The organism is Rhizobium sp. NLR16a (assembly GCF_017948245.1).
Classification (GTDB): Bacteria; Pseudomonadota; Alphaproteobacteria; order Rhizobiales; family Rhizobiaceae; genus Rhizobium.
In genome coordinates, this window is sequence record NZ_CP072865.1 from 2,473,280 (window position 1) to 2,488,647 (window position 15,368).

16 protein-coding genes are annotated in these 15,368 nt (G+C 60.4%); 5 read left to right on the forward strand and 11 right to left on the reverse strand.

Annotated elements, in window-relative coordinates; all coding sequences use genetic code 11:
- Positions 1–183: 183 nt before the first annotated feature.
- From J7U39_RS12110 to rsmA, 3 genes are read left to right on the forward strand one after another with little or no spacing between them, the layout of a single operon-like run.
- Positions 184–1,128, forward strand: a complete 945-nt coding sequence (locus J7U39_RS12110) for a peptidylprolyl isomerase (protein WP_210628410.1) — start codon at positions 184–186, stop codon at positions 1,126–1,128.
- A gap of 6 nt (positions 1,129–1,134) precedes the next feature.
- Positions 1,135–2,163 (forward strand): 4-hydroxythreonine-4-phosphate dehydrogenase PdxA, encoded by a 1,029-nt coding sequence (gene pdxA, locus J7U39_RS12115; RefSeq protein WP_210628411.1) that lies wholly within the window; start codon positions 1,135–1,137, stop codon positions 2,161–2,163.
- Positions 2,163–2,990, forward strand: coding sequence for a 16S rRNA (adenine(1518)-N(6)/adenine(1519)-N(6))-dimethyltransferase RsmA (gene rsmA / locus J7U39_RS12120; protein ID WP_210628412.1), 828 nt, complete (start codon positions 2,163–2,165; stop codon positions 2,988–2,990). Before pdxA ends, rsmA begins: the two co-directional genes overlap by 1 nt.
- 313 nt (positions 2,991–3,303) lie before the next feature.
- Here the strand turns inward: rsmA and J7U39_RS12125 are convergent, their stop codons facing one another.
- The 6 genes from J7U39_RS12125 to J7U39_RS12150 form a co-directional block, all read right to left on the reverse strand.
- Complete coding sequence (locus tag J7U39_RS12125; protein WP_210628413.1) at positions 3,304–4,182, reverse strand: SDR family oxidoreductase; 879 nt, start codon at positions 4,180–4,182, stop codon at positions 3,304–3,306.
- The gene (locus tag J7U39_RS12130) at positions 4,169–4,960 is read right to left on the reverse strand and encodes a hypothetical protein (protein WP_210628414.1); all 792 of its coding nucleotides are present in this window, start codon (positions 4,958–4,960) and stop codon (positions 4,169–4,171) included. The genes J7U39_RS12125 and J7U39_RS12130 overlap by 14 nt, the downstream gene beginning before the upstream one ends.
- Before the next feature lie 9 nt (positions 4,961–4,969).
- Positions 4,970–5,563, reverse strand: coding sequence for a protein-S-isoprenylcysteine O-methyltransferase (locus tag J7U39_RS12135; RefSeq protein WP_210628415.1), 594 nt, complete (start codon positions 5,561–5,563; stop codon positions 4,970–4,972).
- Between the two features lie 136 nt (positions 5,564–5,699).
- Complete coding sequence (locus J7U39_RS12140) at positions 5,700–6,281, reverse strand: hypothetical protein (protein WP_210631657.1); 582 nt, start codon at positions 6,279–6,281, stop codon at positions 5,700–5,702.
- Positions 6,282–6,425: 144 nt separating this feature from the next.
- Positions 6,426–6,545 (reverse strand): ABC transporter, encoded by a 120-nt coding sequence (locus tag J7U39_RS12145; RefSeq protein WP_210628416.1) that lies wholly within the window; start codon positions 6,543–6,545, stop codon positions 6,426–6,428.
- Positions 6,546–6,708: 163 nt separating this feature from the next.
- A complete protein-coding gene (locus J7U39_RS12150) occupies positions 6,709–7,296 on the reverse strand; it encodes a L,D-transpeptidase (RefSeq protein ID WP_210628417.1) in 588 nt (195 codons plus the stop codon).
- A gap of 178 nt (positions 7,297–7,474) precedes the next feature.
- On the opposite strand from J7U39_RS12150, the gene J7U39_RS12155 reads away from it, so the two are divergent.
- Positions 7,475–8,230 (forward strand): SDR family NAD(P)-dependent oxidoreductase, encoded by a 756-nt coding sequence (locus J7U39_RS12155; RefSeq protein WP_210628418.1) that lies wholly within the window; start codon positions 7,475–7,477, stop codon positions 8,228–8,230.
- A gap of 211 nt (positions 8,231–8,441) precedes the next feature.
- On the opposite strand, the gene J7U39_RS12160 is transcribed toward J7U39_RS12155, so the two are convergent.
- The 4 genes from J7U39_RS12160 to J7U39_RS12175 are packed head-to-tail and all read right to left on the reverse strand — an operon-like array spanning position 8,442 to position 13,486.
- Positions 8,442–9,881: a coniferyl aldehyde dehydrogenase gene (locus J7U39_RS12160; protein ID WP_210628419.1), complete on the reverse strand. Its 1,440-nt coding sequence runs from the start codon at positions 9,879–9,881 to the stop codon at positions 8,442–8,444.
- A 22-nt stretch (positions 9,882–9,903) separates the two neighbouring features.
- A complete protein-coding gene (locus J7U39_RS12165; RefSeq protein WP_210628420.1) occupies positions 9,904–11,010 on the reverse strand; it encodes an NAD(P)-dependent alcohol dehydrogenase in 1,107 nt (368 codons plus the stop codon).
- Between the two features lie 31 nt (positions 11,011–11,041).
- Positions 11,042–11,863: a p-hydroxycinnamoyl CoA hydratase/lyase gene (locus tag J7U39_RS12170; protein WP_210628421.1), complete on the reverse strand. Its 822-nt coding sequence runs from the start codon at positions 11,861–11,863 to the stop codon at positions 11,042–11,044.
- Between the two features lie 45 nt (positions 11,864–11,908).
- Complete coding sequence (locus J7U39_RS12175) at positions 11,909–13,486, reverse strand: AMP-binding protein (protein WP_210631658.1); 1,578 nt, start codon at positions 13,484–13,486, stop codon at positions 11,909–11,911.
- 198 nt (positions 13,487–13,684) lie between these two features.
- On the opposite strand from J7U39_RS12175, the gene J7U39_RS12180 reads away from it, so the two are divergent.
- The gene (locus J7U39_RS12180; protein ID WP_210628422.1) at positions 13,685–14,170 is read left to right on the forward strand and encodes a MarR family transcriptional regulator; all 486 of its coding nucleotides are present in this window, start codon (positions 13,685–13,687) and stop codon (positions 14,168–14,170) included.
- A gap of 78 nt (positions 14,171–14,248) precedes the next feature.
- On the opposite strand, the gene J7U39_RS12185 is transcribed toward J7U39_RS12180, so the two are convergent.
- Entirely contained in the window at positions 14,249–15,148 is a 900-nt protein-coding gene (locus tag J7U39_RS12185; protein ID WP_210628423.1) for an AraC family transcriptional regulator, read from the reverse strand.
- Positions 15,149–15,368 lie beyond the last annotated feature (220 nt).

Genomic DNA, 15,368 nt, shown 5'->3' on the forward strand with positions numbered 1-15,368 from the left:
GGGCGGACGGCGTAATCATGGCCTCAAGTCATTCTTTCGCCGTAAGCCTGTGCAGGACATTGCCGCCAGTCGATATCAGAGGCATAGGAGTTTCGCGCCGCCACGGAAGCGATTTCCGCGTGTCTCGCACTGTGGTAAGGACGCCGCGATCAACCTCTCGCGGCGCAATTGGGAGGTCAACAGATGATTGACGCAAAAAAAGCCATAACCGCCTTTCTCGCCGGCGCAGCGATTGCCTTGCTGACGGGCCTTGCTGGCCCGGCGCTTGCAGCAAGCGGAGTCCAGGCCGTGGTGAACGGCACAGCCATCACCAGCGGCGATGTCGCCAAGCGTCAGGCCTTCCTGCGCCTGCAGCATACCAAGGCCGACGCCAAGACCGCCACGGAGCAATTGATCGACGAGACGCTCAAGCGCCAGGAGGTCGCCCGCGTCCATATGTCGGTTTCGCAGCAAGACGTCGATGCGTCTTTCGCGCGCTTTTCGGCCGGCAACAAACTTTCCGTGGAACAGATGTCGCAGATTCTCGATCGCGCCGGCGTCGGCGTCGACCATTTCAAAGGCTTCATCGCCGTGCAGATGAGCTGGCCGCGCGTCGTCAATGCGCGCTACGGCTCGACCTCGCGGCTGTCGAACTATGATCTCGTCTCGCGCATGATGCAGAACAACAAGCAAAAGCCGGTAACAACGGAATATATGCTGCAGCAGATCATCTTCGTCATTCCCGAGGCCAAGCGCGGCGCCGTCACCGGCAAGCGCAAGGGCGAGGCCGAGGCATCGCGCTCAAAATTTCCTGGCTGTGATCAGGCAAAGACCTTTGCCGCGACAATGCGCGATGTTTCCGTGCGTGACCTCGGCCGCATGCTCGCTCCCGAGATCCCGCCGGACTGGAAACCTCTGGTCGAGCAGGCCAAGGGCAACACCACAGGCACCCGCGTCACCGAGAAGGGCGTCGAATATCTGGCGATCTGCAGCCAGCGCCAGGTCTCCGACGACCAGGCCGCCGAAATGGTCTTCCGCCAGGAGGACCTCGACAAGTCCAAGGCCGGCAAGAATGGCCCGCCGGAAAACGAAAACAGCAAGAAATACCTGGACGAACTGCGCAAGAAGGCGCAGATCGCCTATCGCTGACCGACGATGGCGATACCCTTTTCACGACCGCTTGCGCTGAGCCAGGGCGATCCCGCCGGCATCGGACCGGATATCACCCTGATGGCTTGGCTCCGGCGGCGTGAAATCGGGCTTCCGCCTTTTTTCCTTATCGGCGATCCGGATGTCTTGGCTCTGCGGGCCCGCCAGCTCAATCTGGCGGTTTCCATTCGTGAGATCGACACGGCCGGCGAGGCCACCGGCATATTTGCCGATGCGCTGCCCGTCATGAGCGTCCCGGCCGGCATTGAGGTGGTGCCCGGCGAGCCGCATGCGGCAACGGCGAAGGGCACGATCGCGGCGATCGAGAAAGCAGTCTCGCTTGTCATCGGCGGCGAGGCACTCGCAGTCGTCACCAATCCGATCGCCAAGGCCGTGCTCTACGAGGCGGGTTTCCGGTTTCCCGGCCATACCGAATTTCTCGCCGATCTTGCCGCCAGGGCGACCGGCAGTCCGGTGACGCCGGTCATGATGTTGTCGGGACCGAAAGTCAGGGCCATTCCCGTTACCATCCACATTCCTGTCCGCGATGTGCCGCAAGCACTGACCGGCGAACTGATCATCGAAACCTGCCGGATTGCCGATGTGGATCTCAGGCAGCGTTTCGGAATCGACGCGCCGCGGCTTGCCGTCGCCGGCCTCAACCCGCATGCCGGTGAAGGCGGAGCGATCGGCTCGGAGGATGAGGACATCATCCGCCCGTCGATCGAGCAGCTGCGTGACGAGGGTATCGATGCGATCGGCCCCCTGCCCGCCGATACGATGTTCCATGACGAGGCGCGGGCGCGATATGATGTCGCCATCTGCATGTATCACGATCAGGCGCTGATCCCCGCCAAGGCCCTCGGTTTCGATGACAGCGTCAACGTCACGCTCGGACTTCCCTTCGTGCGAACCTCGCCGGATCACGGCACCGCTTTCGGCATCGCCGGCAAGGGACTGGCGCGTGAGCAGAGCTTGGTTGCGGCACTGAAGCTTGCCGCCCAGCTCGGCCGCACCGCCGAAGGCCGCCGCTGATGGCAGCACTCGATGGCCTGCCGCCGCTTCGCGACGTCATTCAGCGTCACGGCCTCGATGCGCGCAAGGCGCTCGGGCAGAACTTCCTGCTCGACCTCAACCTTACGCAGAAGGTCGCCCGCACGGCAGGCGCGCTCGAAGAGACCACCGTTTTCGAGGTCGGCCCCGGTCCCGGCGGGCTGACCCGCGCGATTCTGGCGCTCGGCGCCAAGAAGGTCATTGCCATCGAGCGGGACGCGCGCTGCCTGCCGGCGCTTGCCGAGATCGCCGATCGCTATCCCGGCCGCCTGGACGTCATCGAAGGCGATGCGCTGAAGACGGATTTCGAATCATTGGCGCCGGAAGGCCCCGTCAAGATCATCGCCAACCTACCTTATAATGTCGGGACGCAACTGCTGGTCAACTGGCTGCTGCCGAGGGCCTGGCCGCCATTCTGGCAGTCGCTGACGCTGATGTTTCAGAAGGAAGTCGGCGCGCGGATCGTCGCCGGCGAGGACGACGACCATTACGGCCGTCTCGGCGTGCTTTGTGGCTGGCGAACGGAGGCACGCATGGCCTTCGACGTACCGCCGCAAGCCTTCACGCCGCCGCCGAAGGTAACTTCGACAGTGGTGCATCTTGTTCCCAGGGCGAACCCCATCCCCTGCGCTGTCGCCAATCTGGAAAAAGTAACGCAGGCCGCCTTCGGCCAGCGCCGCAAGATGCTGCGCCAGAGCCTGAAGCCACTCGGCGGCGAAAGCCTGCTCATCAAGGCGGGAATCGATCCGGCGCGACGGGCGGAGACCCTTTCAGTCGAAGAATTCTGCCTTCTCGCAAATAGCCTTTAGCGCCACATCTGCTGTTGGATGCAGAAGGACGCGCCCTTAGGTCTAAGGCCGCCTTCCGCACTGGCGATCGGACGCCAGGCTTGATGAGGCGCACTTTGCTTGCAGATCGCCTGGGCAAGAAAGCCGCGCATCGCATCGCCGAAGGGCGGGCCGCATCATATGCTTCGCCTCCACCATCTTACTCTGGTGATAAACGGCGCGCGGATGCGAGAAGGCGAGGAAACCGCGGTCTGGGCGACTCCTCCTCAAACACAGAAGTCAGTTCTTTCAGCGACCTATACACCAACTCTCTTCGCGATATTACCGCAGAAAGTTACTCTGCAACGTTGCGCTTTGCCTGATGTCCCGACGCGCGACACTGTCTGAAAGTCTTGCCAGAGCCGCAGGGGCAAAGGTCGCTGGTACGCCGTTGCAGCCGACCGATCAGCGGCAACAGAATGGTCTTAGGCAAAAATGTGGCAATTGCTATTGTTACCTTCGCCGAAAACCCGGGAACCACGAACCCGCGGCCGGCCTTAAATCCGTGCCAGGCCTTTTCCGCGACGTATTCCGCGCTGACCTTAGGTAAAATCTTGAACAAGGCGGCGCGGCCTGCACCTGAGCTACGGAGAAACTCAGTCGCCACAGGGCCTGGGGTAACGCAAGTCACGGTGACGCCCGTTCCGCGAAGCTCTTCATTCAGCGATGTTGAAAAGGAACGCACGAAGCTCTTGCTGGCATAATAAAGCGCCATGTTTGGGCCCGGCAAATAGCCGGCGACAGACCCGAGGTTGATCACTCCGCCCCTTCCTCTCGCCGCCATCGCAGGCAGAAATCGCAGTGTCAGTTCTGTCAATGCGCGAATATTGAGATCCACGATGCCCAACTGGTCGGATCTCGGGATGATCGTCGCCGCGCCACGTACGCCGTAGCCAGCGTTATTGACGAGCACATCACAAAACAAACCGCTCTCGTCAAGAAACATTTCCAGCCGCTGGGATGCCCCAGGTGCGGCAAGGTCCAGCTCGAGTGTGACAGCGTTACCGCCGGCTGCTCGTACGTCCGCCGCTGCCGCCGCCAATCCTTCACCTGAGCGGGCAAGAAGAACAACGGTGGCGCTCTCGCCTGCTGCGATCTTCGCTATCGCGCGACCTATACCTCGCGACGCGCCAGTGACAACGACGCTTGGTTGAGGATTTTTATCCACTTTCATTGTTATTCCCGCGAGGATTCGTTGACACATCCGCGTCTTGAGCAGGTGCGCTTACCTCGTTAGCGATCTCCCCATTGAGGATCGCCTCGAAGCGTTGCAAAGCTCGTGCGACGATCGCGCCATCCATGACCCGGTGATCGTAAAGGATGCGGACTGTGACGGTTGCGTCCTCGCTGATCGGCCCATAATTGAGTAAGGTGGTCAACGGCGTCAGGGGATTTAATGATTCCGCTCCCAGCCCTGAATAGACCGAAAACTGAAAAGTGCCGAAAAAGCGCGGCCGCTGCCGACCGAGATTGAGCCCGATCCACATAATAAACCAGCGAAGCGGCGCTGGAAGCCGAGCGAATTTCAGACTGCGGCGGAATTGCTTGATCTCCGTGACTGGTCGTGTACGTGCGTCCCGGATCAGTGCATCGAGTTCGGCGATGGACTTGCGTTCGGGGCGCCGGATGGGACACAAAAGGACGATACGCTCACCCTCGTATTCGCGCTCATGGGCCACCGACGCCACACTTTCGGGATATTCGTAGAACTGAGGCCGTGGGAGCTTCACATAGGCGCGGCGGAATTCGGGAACTTCAAGGGCAAGAAGCCCATAACCTTTTATGAAGAGCGCCGTCCATGAGGGACGCTCCGGCCGAGCTCGCCGTGCTGCCACCAATGGAGCAAGGTTCATTTGCCGCTGTACGGTCACCCTCGGCACGCGAATCGAGAATCGCATCAGGTCTCCGACAAGACGCCTAGCTGCCGAAAGCTTGATCGGTTTGCCCCGCATGAAGTTCACTCAATAGAGATAGGGGATGATGCGCTTGGTCCTGTCCATGTAATCGCGATACTGCGGGCCGAAGAATTCGATCATCATCTTCTCTTCTCTATGCACTCTCAGGAAGAACAGGAATGCGAAACCGATCAGTCCCGCCATTCCGACAAACCAATTTGCCAGCAAGCATGCTTGGCCGAGCGCCATCAGCAGGAATGACGTGTACATCGGGTGGCGTATGACGCTGTATGGGCCAGTCGATATCAGCTTGTGCTCCTCGCGGATCTCCAGCGAAATCGACCAGTTTCTGCCAAGTTCCTTATGCGTTCGGCGGAAAATCCATATCCCCGCGGCGTAGACGATTGTGCCCAGCGCAAGGACCCAGCCGGCCAATGGATAGTCAAAGTGAGCTGGAAATCCCGAAAAGACATATATGCCTGGAATGACTGCGAGACCGATGATAGCGGCGACAAGACCAAAGCTGTCCCGCGCGGACCGTCTATTGTTGACTATCGCATTGCGCTTGGCGCGCCTCGCGGCCGGCCGGCGGACGAAGTACCAAGCGATGATTCCCAGTACCCAAATCGTCTTACCAAGCGTAATCAGCGAAAGGCTCACAGGGATCACCCACTACGTTGCGGGCCGCTGATCGCAGAAAACGTGTCGGGCAAACAGCCCAATCGCCCATACGCCAACGAGCAAACAGAACGCAAGCTTACCCAGCGCAGGCGACCTAGGCAAGACGCCGACGCGCTCAGCCCGTATTCATTTCTCTAAGCTGAGTAATGTATTGTTGTGGTCTGAGCCAAATGCCGGGAGTTTTGTATCCCATATGGCGAGCGATTTGCCCGGTCCAGGCGTTGCAATTATTGACGGTCGCCTCCCAGGTTTTGGACGTAGCCTGTAGCTTGCGAATGTAGGCGACAACATTGCTGTATTCCACCGGGCTGAGCAGCACACGCCAACTTGCAGATCGATATTGCTCTTCAAGATCCCCATCGGTCCACCCGGTCGAAGCCGGGACGGGCACGAAATGGCCAAGCACATAGTCGGCCGGACTGTGAGAAGCCGGGGCAAGTCCTGCCACCTCTGGATTGATCATGTTGCCGCTCTGGTCCAACTTGCCGAAAACCACATAAGTGTGGCCGTAACTCAACGCATATCTCGAGCGAAATTCGATGAAATACTGATTCCCGACAACCCTACCGGTTGTTGCGGCAGCGTTCTTACTGACGGATGTAAAGCGCGGTTGTTGAGGCTTATCTGTTCCTTGGCAAGAGACCAGCACACCTACCATCAGAATCGCCAGCCACGAGCGACCATTTCCAAAGAGCATCAATACGCTCCATTTGCTTGCCCTGCCACGCAGGCCGGAAATTACCGACCACTCTTGAACGTCGAGCATCGAAAACCGACGAGCAAGCCTGACGGATGTAAAGGAGGGAAGGACTATGTCAGCCCTCCCCTACTTAAATCGCATTTACTTATAGACAGCCGCAGCGGGCGGCGGCGCCTTACCTTTTCCCTTGCCAATGGTCCCGCAGGCACTCAGATTGGCAACAGCAAGCACTGCAAAGATCACGACTACGATTCTGCTCATCAAGAAGTCCTCTGCTAGTCTGGAGTGGCTATCAACAAAACGAATCAAAGTTTAGCGGCAAACCGGTTCCTGACTAGTGCATAAAGAACACAATCTGCAACTTCGCTACATTAGCAGCTTGAAATGCGAATAGCCAACCCTTCAGTTCAGATGGTTAACGTCGTCAAATTACCACTACCCGAGTACCCACCGGGACGCGATTGAAGAGATCAACGATGTTTGCGTTGGTCATCCGTATGCAACCATTTGAAACAGCCTGACCGATCGACCAGGGCTCGTTCGTCCCGTGCACGCGGAACAAGGTGTCTTGCCCGCCCTGATAAAGATATAGCGCCGCAGCGCCAAGCGGATTAAGCGGTCCACCGGGAACGCCGTTGGCATATTGTGCCAGTCGCGGCTTGCGCCGCATCATGTCCTCGGTCGGCCTCCAAGATGGCCACTCCGCTTTCCGCCCAATGATTGCTTCGCCCTTGAAGCTTAAACCTTCCTGACCGACAGCAATACCATAGCGTGTCGCCCGTCCGCCGGACTCTACGTAGTAGAGAAATCGTTCCCTGGTGTTAACTATGACAGTACCTGGCGCTTCCCACCCGTAGTAAGCTACCTCCTGTTTGCGATAGCGCGGATCTTGATCGGGATTACCAGCGAAGACTGACCTTATCGTCCAATCTTCCGGAGCGCCACATCCAGAAACTATAGTTGCCAGTCCACCCAAGATGATTGCCCGGCGCGTAATGTGGTCTATCCCCATTTCCACCTGCTGCCTTCTTATTCTCTCTCCGCAAGCTATCATTGCAGAATACAGTGGCCATGCCAAGTGATGGTCCTGTAACAGCATTTTGAGAATTATAGGTTATTCGCTTGCGATGTGTTGTTATCTTCTCAAGGAAGTGCGATGAGCCTCACGTCGCGGTGACAAGGACCAGCAGATGAAACTTGGCCTTCAGGGAAAGATTGCGGTTGTGACCGGCGGAGCTTCAGGAATAGGGGCCGCAATATGCCGGCAGCTTGGCAGCGAAGGTGTGGCCGTGGTGATCGCCGATATCAACCTGGCTGGGGCAAGCCGCGTTGCACAAGAGGTTCGCTTGGAAGGTGGCATCGCCTTCCCCTTCTTTGCCGACGTCACCGATCCCCTTTCGGTGGAGCAATTGATGGCCTTCGCTGAAGCGGAAGGCGGCGGGATCGATCTGGCCGTCAACAACGCGGGAATTCGCGGCCCCCACAAAGCGACGAGAGACTATCCGATAGAGGAGTGGCATCGGGTGATCAAGGTCAATCTCGATGGGGTCTTTTACTGCATGAAAAGCGAGATCGCAGCGATGATGGCGCGCGGCGGCGGAGCAATTGTCAATGTTTCATCCATTTTAGGCGCTGTTGGCTTACCGTTAACATCAGCTTACACAGCCGCCAAACACGGCGTACTCGGACTGACAAAAGCCGCAGCCCTTGAATATGCCAGGTTTGGAATCCGCCTGAACGTTGTCGGGCCGGGCTGGATCGAAACGCCGTTGCTGACAGAACAACAGGAACTTCCGATGCAGAAAAAAATCGAGTCCCTCCAACCGATGGGTCGGCGCGGCAAACCCGAGGAGGTTGCAGCCCTCGTCTGCTTCCTTCTCTCCGAGCAGGCGAGTTTCATCACAGGTAGCTACCATGCGGTCGATGGAGCCTACACCGCGCACTAAGTGCAAAGGCCGCTAGCAACAGCCTCGGCCACAACCTGATTGTTGGGCCGTAGGGGCCGCGACGGCTGTTGAATCGATCGCCCAGGCCTACTGCGATGTTTCGGGCCGTCGGTGCAACGCCGCACGCATTCCAGGGTCGATCTGCGGGAGGAAGAAGGATACTCATGTCAGGCCGAAGGCATTCCTTTCTGCTGGCTTGATGAGAAGCGCTTTACTTGCGGATCGCTTCGGCCAGAAAGCGGCGCATCGCCTCGCCGAAGGGTGGCCGCATCATATGTTCCGCCTCAACCATCTTGCTCTGGTGATAGACGGCGCGCGGATGCGAGAAGGCGAGGAAACCGAACTTGCCATGATAGGCGCCCATGCCGGAATGACCGACGCCACCGAACGGCAGGCCTTCAGCCGTAACATGGCTCATGCAATCGTTTATGGTCACGCCGCCGGAGGTCGTATTGTCAAGCACACGACGCTCCTCTTCGCCATCCTGGCTGAAGTAATAAAGGGCGAGCGGCCGCGGCCGGGCGTTGATGCGATCGATAACGTCGGCGACATCGCGATAGGGAAGAACCGGCAGAACCGGCCCGAAGATTTCCTCCTGCAGCGCGCGCATGTCGTCGCTGGGCTCGAGGATCAGGGTCGGCGGCATGCGGTAGGCCGGTTGCTGGGAGAGGTTCTCTCCTGCCGGATTGATTTCGACGACGCGGGCGCCCTTGGCCCTGGCGTCGTCGACCAGGCCCTGCACGCGGTCATAATGACGGGCATTGACGATCGAAGTGTAATCAGGATTGTCCTTCAGCGTCGGATACATCGCACCGACCGCCGCGACCGCATGTTCGACAAAGGCTTCGACGCTTTCCTCAGGCACGTAGACATGATCCGGAGCCAGGCAGATCTGGCCGGCGTTCAGCGTCTTGACGGTCATGACACGGCGCGCCGCGTCTGCGATATTGGCCGAACGGCCGACGATGACGGGCGACTTGCCGCCGAGTTCGAGCGTCAGAGGCGTGAGGTTTTCCGCCGCGGCCCGCATGACCTGATGGGCAATCGCCGTGCCGCCGGTGAAGATCAGATGGTCGAAGGCGAGCGAGGTGAAAGCGGTGCCGGTCGCCGGTCCGCCCTGCACCACCGCAATTTCCGTTTCGTCGAAGGAGCGGGCAACGAGTTCGGCCATCAGCGCGGCCGAAGCCGGCGTCACCTCCGACGGCTTGATCATGGCTCGGTTGCCGGCGGCGAGAATGCCCGCAAGCGGGGCAAGGGCGAGCTGATACGGGAAATTCCAGGGGCTCAGGATGCCGACCACCCCCTTCGGCTGATAGACTACCTCGGCAACAGCGTCCGGGAACAATGCCTCGTGCTGCTCGGGTCTCAGCCATTCTGCAAGATGAGCCTTGGCATATTTGAGCGAACCGACGCAGGTGAAGACGTCGAGAAGCAGGCTCGCCTCGACGCTGCGACTTCCGAAATCCTCCGAGAGAGCCGCCGCAATCGCATCCTTATGATCGACGAGAAGGGCGACGACACGGTCGATGCGATTAATGCGGGTCCCGATATCAGGCGGCCCCTCCTTGAGGAAGGACGCCCGTTGCCGGGCAAGCAGCGCCTTCATGGCGTCAGCACTGTTATCGGTGGCGATTGGGGTGACGGTGTTCATTGGTTCCTCCCTTAAAACGATGTCAGGCGGCCGGCTGGCGCACGACCGGTTTCAGCACAACGCCTCTTTCCGAGTCCTCCACCGCGCGGTTGATGTCGGCGAAATCGTAGAAGCTGACGAGCCTGTCGAACGGGAAGCGCCCTTGGCGATGAAGGTCGATCAACAAGGGGATCAGCACGTCGGGATTGGAATCGCCCTCGACGATGCCGCGCACCCGGCGTCCGCCGGACAGGATATGGGTGAGATCGAGCGTCAACGTTGCACCGTGAGGCGAGGCCCCGACGATGCCGCATGTGCCGCGCGGCGCCAACACCCGCACGCACTGGTCGATGACGGCGGGCACACCAGAGGCATCGATCGAATAGTCGACGCCAGCACCGGTCAGCGCCATGATCGCGGCGGCCGCGTCGCACGCCTTGCCATTGACGATGTCGGTCGCCCCGAGTTCCGCTGCAAGCGCCAGCCGCGTCTCGTTGACGTCGACGGCGATGATCCGTGACGCACCGACGACCCGCGCCGCCATCACGGCAGCCAGACCAACAGAGCCCATGCCGAAAACTGCAAGTATTTTTCCAGGCTTGACGCTGAGGGCATTCATCACCGCGCCGGCGCCGGTCTGGATACCGCAGGCGAGCGGGCCAAGCAGCGCCAGATCCGCATCTTTCGGCACTTTCACGATATTGCGTTCATGGCAGAGTGCGTGGCTTGCGAAGGACGATTGTCCGAAAATGTTGCCATGAATACGCTCTCCTTCGCGTGAGAGCCCGCTCGAACCGTCGGCGCGCGCACCGAAGAAGTTGCGCGGGAAGAACTCGTGGCAGTAGGTTTCTTCATGATCGTTGCAGCTCGGGCAATGACCGCAGGAATTGAAGGTCATAACCACGTGATCGCCCGGGACCACCTTGGCAACGCCCGGCCCGACACGTTCGACGATGCCGGCGCCCTCGTGGCCGAGCACGACCGGCTGCGGCACCGGCAGATGCTGGTCCCGCATGACGATATCGGTATGGCAAACGCCGGTCGCTATGACGCGAACCAGGATTTCCCCCTCGCGCGGCTCCTCCAGATCGAGACTTTCCAATGAAAACGGCATATGCGGCGCACGCGCCACCGCGGCATGAATCTTCATTCTATCCCCCTCCCGAGATCAATCCGCGCCCTCAGCCGCGCTTGTAGGCGCCGAGCCCCGGCTGATAGGTCTTGTCGTCGAGGAACTGCTTCAGCCCCTCATCGCGCCCTTTGGTCTTGTCGAGAAACAGCATCTGCTCCAACTTGGCGTAGATGTAATCGTCGGCGAGATCCCACGGCAGGTTGCGCACCCGCTTATAGGTGTCCTTGGCGGCCTTCAGCGTCACCGGGTTCTTTTCGAGCAGGCTCGCGCAAATCTTGCGAACCCGGTTTTCGAGCTCGGCGAGCGGCACGGCCTCGTTGACGAGACCCATTTCGGCAGCCTTGCGCCCGCCGAAGAGTTCGCCGGTCATGATGTAGTAGAGGGCGTCGCGATGGCGCATCACCTCGGCCACCGCACGGGTGACATTGCCACCCGGCAAGATGCCCCAATTAATCTCGGAAAGGCCGAAATTCGCCTCCTCGGCGGCGATGGCAAGGTCGCAGGAAACGAGCGGTGTGAAGGCGCCGCCGAAGCACCAGCCATTGACCATGGCGATCGTCGGCTTTTCGAAATACATCAGCCGACCCCACCAGCCGCCGGATTGGCGCCGCGCCTTCAATGTGGCATCGCGCGGCTTGTCGTCATTGTCGCGAAAGTATTCCTTGAGATCCATTCCGGCGGACCAGGACTCGCCGGCGCCGCGCAGGACGAGCACGCCGCAGCGCTCATCGCCCTCGAGCTCATCGAGCACCTCCAGCATCCGTGCATTCAAGGCCGGGTTCATCGCATTGCGCTTTTCCGGTCGGTTGAGAGTCACGAAAGCGATGCCGTTATCGAACTCGACCAGAACCGGCGATTGGTCTTCAGTCATGAGGTCACTCCATTGGTTTCAGCGTGATTGCCGAGGGCCGTTTCATCAGGCCTGTCGTTGACGGGTTTCGTCGGCATGAAGCTGGCGCAGAACATGTTTCTGCACCTTGCCGGAGGCGGTGCGGGGAACGGCTTCGACGAAGAGGATGTGCGCCGGGCGCTTGAAGGCGGCGAGCTTCGCCGCGCAATGGCCGGCAATCGCCTCGCCCGTCACCACGGCACCCGGCCGCAGTACGACATAGGCAACGCCGCATTCCCCCCACCTGTTGTCGGGAAAGCCGACGACCGCGACGTCGAGGATATCGGGATGGCTTGCGAGTACGGCCTCGACTTCGGCCGGATAGACATTCTCACCGCCGCTGATATACATATCCTTCAGCCGGTCGACGATGCGATAGAAGCCGTTTGCTTCGCACCGGCCGAGATCGCCGGTACGGTACCAGCCATCGGTGAAGGCGGCGGCGGTTTCCGCAGGCTTGTTCCAGTAGCCCGGCGTCACCGCCGGTCCACGCAGCCAGAGTTCGCCGATCTCGCCGCGACCAACGTCGTGGCCACCCTCGCCGACAATGCGGATGTCGACCAATGGTGCGGGAAGACCGACGCTGCCAAGATTGTCCTGCACCGCGCGCCGGTCGATCGGCACATGCAGCACCGTTCCGGCCTCGCTCATGCCGTAACCGTTGACCAGTACAACGCCGTCATCGAGATAGCTTTCGATCAGCGCCTGCGTCAGCGGCGCGCCGCCGACGAAGAGCGCCTGCAGGCCAGAGAGAGCCGCGGCGCTATAGGCGGGATCGTTGCGCAGAGCGAGGGCGATCTGCGGCACGGCGAAATAATGGGTGACGGCACGCTCACGCAAGACGGCCAGCGTGCGCGCCGGAGTGAAGCGGTCGCAGATGACGAGCGTACCACCCAGCATCAATGTGGTTCGAGCCACGGCAATGAGCCCGATCGTGTGGAAGAACGGCAGATCGCACAAAGCGACCGATGCCGGCCCGATCTCTCCGACGAAGGAAAAATTGATGGCGGCAAAGAAAGCATTGCGGCCGGTGATGACGACGCCCTTCGGCCGCCCTGTCGTGCCCGAGGTGTAGAGAAGGACACACGCCCGATCGGCATCTCCGGACACCGGATCGGCGGAGGCGCTCGCCTCGATGCGGGCCGCAAGCCCGGCTGGGCCATCTGCCGTCGAGATCACCGCCATGTCAGGATCGGTATCGGCAAGGGTCGCCGCAACAGCCGAAAACTCCTCGTCGCAGACCAGGAGCGCCGGCGCGCAATCGGCAAGGATCGGCAGCAGTTCGGCGGCGCCGAGACGCCAGTTGAGCGGCACATAAACGGCGCCGACGCGCTGGCAGGCAAAAGCCAGCACGATCGAATCGATCGAGTTGCGCGCCAGCATGGCGATCCGCGCCCCGTCCCGGCGCGCTCCGAGCATATCATCGAGGAAACCGGCGCATCGGGCGATCCGCATATCGAGCTCGGCATAGGTAAGCTCTCGGCCGGTCGCGATCTCGAACAGGGCCTGTCGATCCGGCGCGACACGGGCGCGGTAAAGGATGGGATCATCCGCCACCAGTCCGCAATCGACGGACGAAGACTTTCCGGAAAGGCAATGCGCCATTTTTCCTCCCATGCCAGCCGCTCCTCCGCGGCCGACAATTTTGTATGTAACACATACTAATATTTTTTTAGGAGGATGCAAGAGGCTGCTCGCCGCAAATCCATCCACTCCGACAAGCTCTGGGAAATCTTCGGGGCGGATATTGACTAACCTGCTGATTTTGATGGTTATGGCGCCTTGACTGGGCGAGAATGAATAATGGCCGGAAAACCACCGCAGGATGATTTTGAGAGCGAGGATGTTCCGGCGACCCCGTCACTCGACGTCGGCCGGCTTGGCAATCTCCTCGGTTTTCATCTGCGTATGGCGCACGTCGCGATCTACCGCGACTTCGCTGAAACCATGGAGGAGCTGGGGCTGACGCAAAAACAGCTCGCGGTGATGGAACTGCTTGCAGTCAATGCCGGTGCATCGCAGATCGACCTTGCCAATACGCTCGGCACCGACCGCGCGACCATGATGGCCCTCGTCAACCGGCTCGCAGGCCGCGACCTCATCGAGCGCCGCCCTTCAGCTACGGACCGGCGCCGCCAGGAACTGCATCTGACGATGGCCGGTCACGCCATGCTCGCGCGGGCGCGCAAGCTGATCGATGCGCACGAACAGCGTTTCATCGACCGGTTTTCGCAAGATGAAATGGATGCTCTGCTGGCTGCGCTGAAGCGGATATATAAGCGCGACTGAAACCCGCTTCCGCCCTTTGCCGGCTTGCCAGAGCAGAACAGGAGCCTTGGCAACTCCGGCGAAGCAATGCGCGCAGACCTAAGGCCAGTCCGCATAACCCGAGGAGAGCATACTGTTTTCCGAGCCGGCGGAAGCGCGGGCGATCTCTCTGTAGCCCGCAGGGGAAAGGCCGGTCCTGCGCTTGAAGAAATGGCTGAAATAGGTCGGGTCGCGGAAGCCGAGGCTGTCGGAGATTTCCTGGATGTTGCGGGCCGAGCGCTCCAATCTCAGCTTTGCCTCCTGCACCACGCGCTCGTGCAGAAGCTGGATCGGCGAGCGGCCGAGCGTCCTTTGACAGATCGAATGCAGCCGGTCGGCGGTGACGCCCAATTCCGCGGCATAGTCGCTGATCGGCCGGTGCTGGCGGAAACCGGCCTCGACCAGCTGGCGATAGCGCTGCAGGATCGATCCAGTTTCGCCCTGCCCACGCGGCTCACTTCTTTCGCCGTCGCTGCCGCGCCACAGCGTCATCAGGATCAGCCTGAGATAGGCCGAGACCACCATCCAGGAGGCCCGGGAGGGATCGCCGAGTTCCCGCACGAAGCCCGAAATCAATGGACCGATTTCGGCCACCAGCAAGGGATCCCGTGCCTCGACCAGCTTGCGCTGCTCGATGAGGAGGCGCAGCGAGTAGGATTCCACCTTGTCGCCGATCGCGTCGACCATGATCTGCGCCGAGGCGCCGATGAGATGGGCGGCACTCCCGGCAGCAATCGACAGATCGCAGCGTGCCTGCGGCGGTAGGAAGGCAAGCAGCGGCCCGTGCAGCGGCCGATCTTCGCCGCTCTCGAAATGAAGCTCGGCGGCGCCTTCGCCGAGAAGCAGGAAATGATGGAAATCGGCATAGAGCCCTTTTTGCAGACGGATGCGCCGATGCGACAGCGACGGCGCGTGCCAATCGCCCCTGGCATAGTGATGAATGCCTCCGTCCGTGGCCAAAGCCGCTCCTCCGCTTCTGTCAAATAGTGCCGCAATCGCCAGATAATGACAATATTAACCCAATAAATCGCATTCCATCCGCCATCGATCGGCGTAACCTTCTCGTCATCAGCCTTTGGGAGGAGGCATTTCATCAGACGCACGAACGCTTAAGCGGCCTCTAGGCCGTCGCGTCCGCTCGTCTTTTCCCGTGGCAATAATGCAGGCGTCAGCACTTGGC